Here is a 6,667-nt window from a genome sequence, read left to right as displayed (position 1 = left end):
GACGATCCCCATCTGCATAACTGGCTCGACATGGCGAAGGAACGCATAAAGTTTTAGGGGTTGCCGTCGCGTATCTGCTGGGTTGGATTGGGACAACGCGACCGTCTTGGCCTGGCGTTTAACGAAATGGTTCGGACGGGCGAGTTGAAGGCACCGATCGTCATTGGCCGTGATCATCTTGATTCAGGCTCTGTCGCCAGTCCCAACCGTGAAACCGAGGGCATGCGCGACGGGTCCGACGCCGTATCTGACTGGCCGCTTCTTAACGCCCTTCTCAATACAGCGAGCGGCGCAACCTGGGTCAGCTTGCATCACGGCGGCGGGGTTGGCATGGGCTTCTCTCAGCATGCGGGAATGGTGATCGTCTGTGATGGCACCGAGGAGGCGGACAAGCGGATTGCCCGGGTTCTGTTTAATGATCCGGCAACTGGCGTCATGCGTCACGCCGATGCGGGATATGAAGATGCCATAGCCTGCGCTAAGGAAAATAACCTCAACCTGCCGTTCCTGAAGTGAGCGGTAGGCTGAGGAATTAGCTCAGAGCTTGATACCGAGGCCGTTCGCGGCCTTGGTTAGCATATTCGTCGTCTGGTCATTACCGCTGGTATATTCGACCTGCGTTGCCGGATCGGAAATGTCCGCCCAATGCGCGGCGATATTTTCCGGCGTCCGCTCGTCCTCGACAAACCATTTGCCCGCCGTCTCGTTAATGATGGAGCGTGCATAAGTGCCCGCGCCCGCGGTGATGATAGTGCGGTTGGGGCTATCCTCGGAAACGATATAAAGCAGCGCTGGCGTTACCGCTTCCGGCGTCAGCAGTTCCAGGAGATTTTCCGGAATAATATCCTCGGTCATGCGGGTTGCCGCGCAGGGCGACAAGGCATTGACCTTAATGCCGTATTTCGCACCCTCGATCACCAGCGTGTTTAAAAGGCCGATGACGCCCGTTTTTGCCGCACCATAATTGGTCTGGCCGAAATTGCCGTACAGCCCGCTTGACGAGGTCGTCATGGCGATACGGCCATAGCCCTGATCGCGCATGATATCCCAGACAGCTTTCGAGCAATTGACCGAGCCCATCAGATGCACATCGAGGACAAAGCTGAAATCATTCAGCTCCATCTTGGTGAAGGATTTGTCACGCAGCACGCCCGCATTATTCACAAGGATATCGACGCGGCCCCATTTGGCCATGGCCTCGGTCACCATGGCCTCAACCTCATCCATCTTGGTGACATTGGCGCCGTTGGCAATCGCCTCGCCGCCTGCGGCCTCTATCTCGGCGACCACGGCCTTGGCAGCATCGGAAGAGCCGCCACTGCCATCGACAGACCCGCCAAGGTCATTGACAACCACCTTCGCGCCCCGCGCCGCAAGACCAAGCGCATGGCATCGCCCGAGGCCGTTGCCGGCGCCGGTAACAATGGCCACTCTGTCATCAAACCGAATAGTCATACTCACTCCTTCATAAATTATTCGAATCAGTCGTTTAGAATGGTCATTCCAAGCCATTCAACGATCAGCGCAGGTTTTTCCTCGCCCTTGATTTCGATTGTCACTTCAGTTTTCGTCAGAAATTGGCCGGGACGTTTTTCGTCGATGCTCAAGATCTTGGTGCGGGCACGGACTTCGCTATCGACCTTCACCGGCTGTAAAAAACGCAGTTTATCAATGCCGTAATTGATGCCCATCTTGATATTCTCAGGCTTTGGCTGGATTTTGGGCACAAGCGCGGCCAGCAACGACAGGCTCAGGAAACCATGGGCGATTGTGGTCCCGAACGGAGTATCCTTGGCCCGCTCCGGATCCACATGGATAAACTGGAAATCATCGGTTGCCTTCGCAAACAGGTCAATGCGGTCCTGATCCACGGTGAACCACTCCCCCGGTCCATATTCCGTTCCGACCGAGCTGAGATATTCATCTTTGGGGATTGATAGTGTCATTATTCTGTCCTCGCAGTTGTTGTTGGTTCAATTTTCTAGCGAAATTTAAAGCCCACCGATAGGCTCTATCCCTTATTATATGGCGGTCAGGCTTTATATCCTATCCCAACATTCAATTTTTTTGCTGGTAATCCAGGGCGTTACGGTTTCAATAAAGGCGCTGAAATGACGGGAGGCAAGATGATCATCGAAGGCCTTTTTATCCGTATAAATCTCGTATAGCAGAACATCGCTGCCATCCTCCCGGTTGATGCAAATATCAAAAATCAGGCAGCCGGGTTCCTGGTTCAGTGAGTTTTCTGCCTGTTTCTTCATTTCCACCATGAAGGCCTTCTCCCGCCCCGACATAACCTCGAAGCGGGCCGTAACGGCGAATTTGCTCATGATATATTCCTCCTCATTTTACGCGTTAGTATCCAACCAGTCCCGCCTCCGAGGTGATCAGTCCGTCCAGTTCAGAATATTCATGCTCCATACGCCAGGAAAGAAGCTGCTGCGCATAATGAAGGACAACTGCCTGATAATCGGGCTCTTCGGCAAGATTGCGGGTCTCCTCCGGATCATTGCGCATATCGAACAGCAAGGGCGGCAAGCCAGCGAAATGGACATATTTAAAATCCGCATCGCGGCGAACCAACAGATTACAGGCCGTCGGGGCAAGATCAAAATACGCCTCTGATCTCTGCCCAAGAGGATCGCGAAAATCGAAAAGCCAGTGAACAGCGGAGCGCCATTTCTCCGGCGGCTGCCCCTTCAGGAAAGGCACTAGCGACTTGCCATCACATTGCCGTGCCTTTGGGAGCGACAGGCCATCAAGGATTGTCGGCATGATATCGACAGCCTCTGTAAAGGCGTCAACGCTAGTGCCGGAAACCGCCCCCCAGCTTTTAGGCGGCTTGACGATCAGGGGAATATGAAAGCTCTGGTCGTAGAAGCCAAGCTTGCCAAACAGGTAGTGATCGCCAAGCTGCTCCCCGTGATCGGAAGTTACGATGATGAGTGTCTCGTCGTAACGGTTGGAGGCTTTCAGCTCTGCGATTATCCGGGCGATATTGTCATCGACCTCGGTAATAAGCGCCTTATAAACCGCGCGGATTTCCGCGACATCCGCCTCCGAAAGGTCCGCACAGAGCCCCTCCCCCTGCATATAGAAGGAACTCTCGCGGATTTCGTTATAAACGAAATCAAGGAAAGGATGGAAGTTTCGCATCTCCTCCAGCGGTCGTTCCCGGATCGCGCGCGGCATCGCAGCCGGATCAAAGAGCGCGTGATATTCCGGCGGCGCGATAAAGGGTGGATGAGGCCGGAGATAGGTAAGATGGTGGAAAAAGGCGGATCTGCTCGCCCGCATATCAGCAATCACCTGATTGGTCAGCCAAGCGGTATCGCTGTCATCCGCTTTATAACGCGCAGGCGCATGCACCGAATGGCGCCCTTCGGGCAACTCGAAGGTGGGATCAGGATAACAGATCTCATAGCCCGGCCCCGGCACATCGACGCCCTTCTGCCGAAGATAATTGAGCCATGGTTCGCAGGTCGAAGAAAGATTAGCGCCGAGATTAAAGCCCGGCATGATCCCCTCGTAGGTCTGGAATGCCTTGTGGTCCACACCGAGGGTACGCGGGTCCGGTGTGGTGTCGGTATAGCCGAACAGCTTCGGATCATAGCCGCCTGCCCGCGCCTCAAGCGCGAGGTTTGTCAGACTGTAATTCAGCGGGGTACCATTGCGGATTGACCGATGATTGCTTGGGTACATGCCAGTGAGGAAAGACGTGCGCGACGGGCCGCAAGGGGCGATATTGGTGAAATGATTGCGAAATACCGTCCCGTCCGCCGCCAACCCATCAAGCGCCGCTGTCATGTTCTGGTCATTTCCGGTGGCACCGAGGCAATCGGCGCGCCATTGATCCAGCGTGATAAAAAGAACGTTAGGCTGAGTCATGGCCCAAATTTCCTGTTGTTAGACTGTTGAAAATGTCCCGGCTTACATGGATTACTGAAAATCGAGTTTCGAGAGGGATCCGGTAATATCCACGGCAAGTCGGCCCAACAATTCGGTTAATGCATCGGCATAACTGTTGTAGTCGCCGGATGTTGCCTGCATTTCGTAAACCCCTGCATGGCGAAAGACCACTTCATTGCGCGCCGGTTTCTTGACATGCCATCTCACAGCCAGTCGGGCGGTACCGTTATCGAGTTGTGTGATATCAACGATTTCCAGAAAGACTTGAACCGTTTTTTCATCTGGCCGGAAATCTGCCGGATACGAAAACACCCGCTCATCGCCGATCAGGTTGGCCATATCGGCGCTGACGACACGCTTGATCGCCTCCGTCAGCGGTTCCGCCCAGTGATCAAAATCAGAAACCGTAATCCGGTTGCCGCTGTCGAAGGTTATAATCTGCGAGCGATCAGCATAGCCGGGAACCTGAACCGGGCCGATGCCGACATTGATCCCCGGACCAAGCTCGCCCAGGCTATTTTCCGGCGTTAACCCCGTTGCCGGTTTCAAAACATAAAAGCGCGTCGGGTCTGATCCGGGCAGACCCGCACAAGCGGTCAGGGTCATCGCTATGAAAACCAGCCAAAATACCGTTTTCAAGCTACGGGCGTCTCTGAATGTTACCATCTTCTCACCTCTTTCCGCTGATCAGCGAACTTGGATTACGTTCGAGGAATTCCGCCAAACCACGGACCGCCCGGCTTGCCGCGGCCAGTTCCTGTAGCATGGCAGTGATATCATATTTAAACGGAGAGCCATCCGCAATCAGGCTGTTGGCCGAGGAAAACATGGCCTTTGCCGAGGCCAGTGCCCCGTCGACCTTCTTGACGGCAGCCCGCGTCTCATCCAATGTCATGCCAATATCCGGCAGAGTCTTTTTGTCGATATTCTGGGTAACCACTTGAATAGAAACCGCCAGCTTTCGGTACTCGTCAATAGTTGCCTGCAGATCACCCGAGTTAATGAATTTATCCAGTCCTTCCACGGTATTGGCTAGATTATTGCCAAGTTTTTCGATTGGTAGTTTCTCAAGTTTTCCGACAAGTTGCGAGATTGAGGTCGTGATTTTATCAAGCTCCGTCCCAACGGTCGGGATTTCAGGATACAGATCATTCTTTGCAACATATGTCGCCGGCTTTTCGGGAAGCAGGTCAAGATCGACAATCAACTGCCCGGTCAGGAAGTTTGAGGATTTAAGTTGCGCTTTCAATCCCTGGGCAACCAGGTCTTTTATGATTTTCTGGCGCCGTTCCCGCGCTTCAAGCACCGACATGATTTTCTTGCCGTTATTGGCGACACTGATCCGCTGCGGTTCAATCTCGATCAGGACAGGGATAAAATACTTCTTTTTAGTTTCATCAATTTCAAGAGATATGTCCCGAACGCTGCCAATCTTGATGCCCTTGAATTCAACCGGTGTCCCGACCGAAAGCCCGCTCACGGAGCCGTCAAAATATAGAATATAGACAACTTTTTCCGTATATTTTGCATCATTCTTGGCTTTTTCATTGTCATACAACTTAAACTCATGACCAGCATCCACCTTGATGGTATTTCCATATATGTCTTCCGTCCCGAACTCAACGGCGCCAGTCACGAGACTCTGAAGCGACTGGGCCCCGACTTCAATACCGGACGTTGAGACCGAAACGTTGATACCGCCCGCATTCCAGAATTTCGTCCCTTCCAGCACCAGATCATCATAGGGATCCTTGACAAAGGCATAAACATCAATCGCCCGGTTGTTCTTCCCCAGGCGATAGCCAAGGATGCGGCCAACTTCAAGCCCCTTATAGGTTACCGGTGTGCCCCGGTTAATATTGCGGAGCTTTTCAGTTGTCAGCCGATATTCCGTCCCCTTGTCGTTGGAGGTTACCACCGGCGGGTAGGGAAGACCGGCGAAATCCGTCTTTTCCTCGCCGCCCTCGCCGGGATCAATTTCGACAAAGGCTCCGGAAAGAATAGTTTGCAAGCCAGTAATTCCCTGAAACCCGATGGTCGGAGAGACGACCCAGAAGCGGGCCGTATCGGTCATGTACTTGTCAGCTTTCCGGTCGACTTCAATGACAAGACTGACGCCCTTGTCTTTGTCCAATATATCAACTCGCTTCAGCAGGCCGATATTGACATTTTTATACTTTAATTGCGTCTTGCCCGGAATCATGCCTTCGGCGTCTTCAAAGATAATAGAGATTTCTGTGCCCTGCTCGGCAACGGTCTTGACGATGAGATAGGCAGCCACCCCGAGAGCGATAACCGGTACCAGCCATATACTGAACAGGCTTGAATATCCACGCCGGACCTTCGCCTCGGGTGGATCCCGCTCACTATCGTCAGTCATTGTCATCCCCCTGTATATCCCATATCAAACGCGGGTCAAAGGCCATGGCGGCGAACATCGTAACAATCACCACGGCGGCGAATGCGACGGCACCAGGTCCTGCCTGGATTGTCGCTATCGCCTGCAGCTGTACCAGCGCAATCAGGATTGAAATCATGAATATGTCAATCATTGACCAACGGCCAATGAATTCTGTGAACCGATAGAGCCATGTTCTTTGCCGTCTCAGCCCCTTCATCCTGAAACGCACCGAGAAAGAGAGGAACAGAAGCGCGATGATTTTAAATATCGGCACGAATACACTGGCGACAAAAATGATCGCAGCGATTGTCCATTGACCGGCCTCAGCAAGTTCCACAACCCCGCCTATTATCGTGT

At 53.1% G+C, this 6,667-nt stretch carries 7 protein-coding genes and 1 pseudogene; 1 reads left to right on the top strand and 7 read right to left on the bottom strand.

The annotated features are described in order from the left end of the window. Positions 1 to 516, top strand: a pseudogene (locus tag ACESNI_RS17140) (urocanate hydratase); the annotation flags it as partial. 21 nt (positions 517 to 537) lie between these two features. Here the strand turns inward: ACESNI_RS17140 and ACESNI_RS17135 are convergent. The 7 genes from ACESNI_RS17135 to ACESNI_RS17105 all read right to left on the bottom strand — a co-directional run. Further along, positions 538 to 1,455, bottom strand: coding sequence for an SDR family NAD(P)-dependent oxidoreductase (locus ACESNI_RS17135; RefSeq protein ID WP_373089224.1), 918 nt, complete (start codon positions 1,453 to 1,455; stop codon positions 538 to 540). Positions 1,456 to 1,481: 26 nt separating this feature from the next. Continuing rightward, the gene (locus ACESNI_RS17130) at positions 1,482 to 1,946 is read right to left on the bottom strand and encodes a MaoC family dehydratase (RefSeq protein ID WP_373089222.1); all 465 of its coding nucleotides are present in this window, start codon (positions 1,944 to 1,946) and stop codon (positions 1,482 to 1,484) included. A 93-nt stretch (positions 1,947 to 2,039) separates the two neighbouring features. Next, positions 2,040 to 2,330 (bottom strand): putative quinol monooxygenase, encoded by a 291-nt coding sequence (locus ACESNI_RS17125; protein WP_373089220.1) that lies wholly within the window; start codon positions 2,328 to 2,330, stop codon positions 2,040 to 2,042. A 25-nt stretch (positions 2,331 to 2,355) separates the two neighbouring features. Then, entirely contained in the window at positions 2,356 to 3,888 is a 1,533-nt protein-coding gene (locus ACESNI_RS17120) for an alkaline phosphatase family protein (protein WP_373089218.1), read from the bottom strand. Positions 3,889 to 3,939: 51 nt separating this feature from the next. Next, entirely contained in the window at positions 3,940 to 4,575 is a 636-nt protein-coding gene (locus ACESNI_RS17115) for a membrane integrity-associated transporter subunit PqiC (protein WP_373089216.1), read from the bottom strand. Between the two features lie 4 nt (positions 4,576 to 4,579). After that, positions 4,580 to 6,289, bottom strand: coding sequence for an intermembrane transport protein PqiB (locus tag ACESNI_RS17110; protein WP_373089214.1), 1,710 nt, complete (start codon positions 6,287 to 6,289; stop codon positions 4,580 to 4,582). Beyond that, a partial coding sequence (locus ACESNI_RS17105; RefSeq protein ID WP_373089213.1) for a paraquat-inducible protein A occupies positions 6,282 to 6,667 on the bottom strand: 386 nt, incomplete at its 5' end. The genes ACESNI_RS17105 and ACESNI_RS17110, both read right to left, overlap by 8 nt.

Source organism: Sneathiella sp., from assembly GCF_041689005.1.
In the GTDB taxonomy this organism is placed as follows: Bacteria; Pseudomonadota; Alphaproteobacteria; order Sneathiellales; family Sneathiellaceae; genus Sneathiella.
This window is presented reverse-complemented; position numbering and strand designations above follow the sequence as displayed.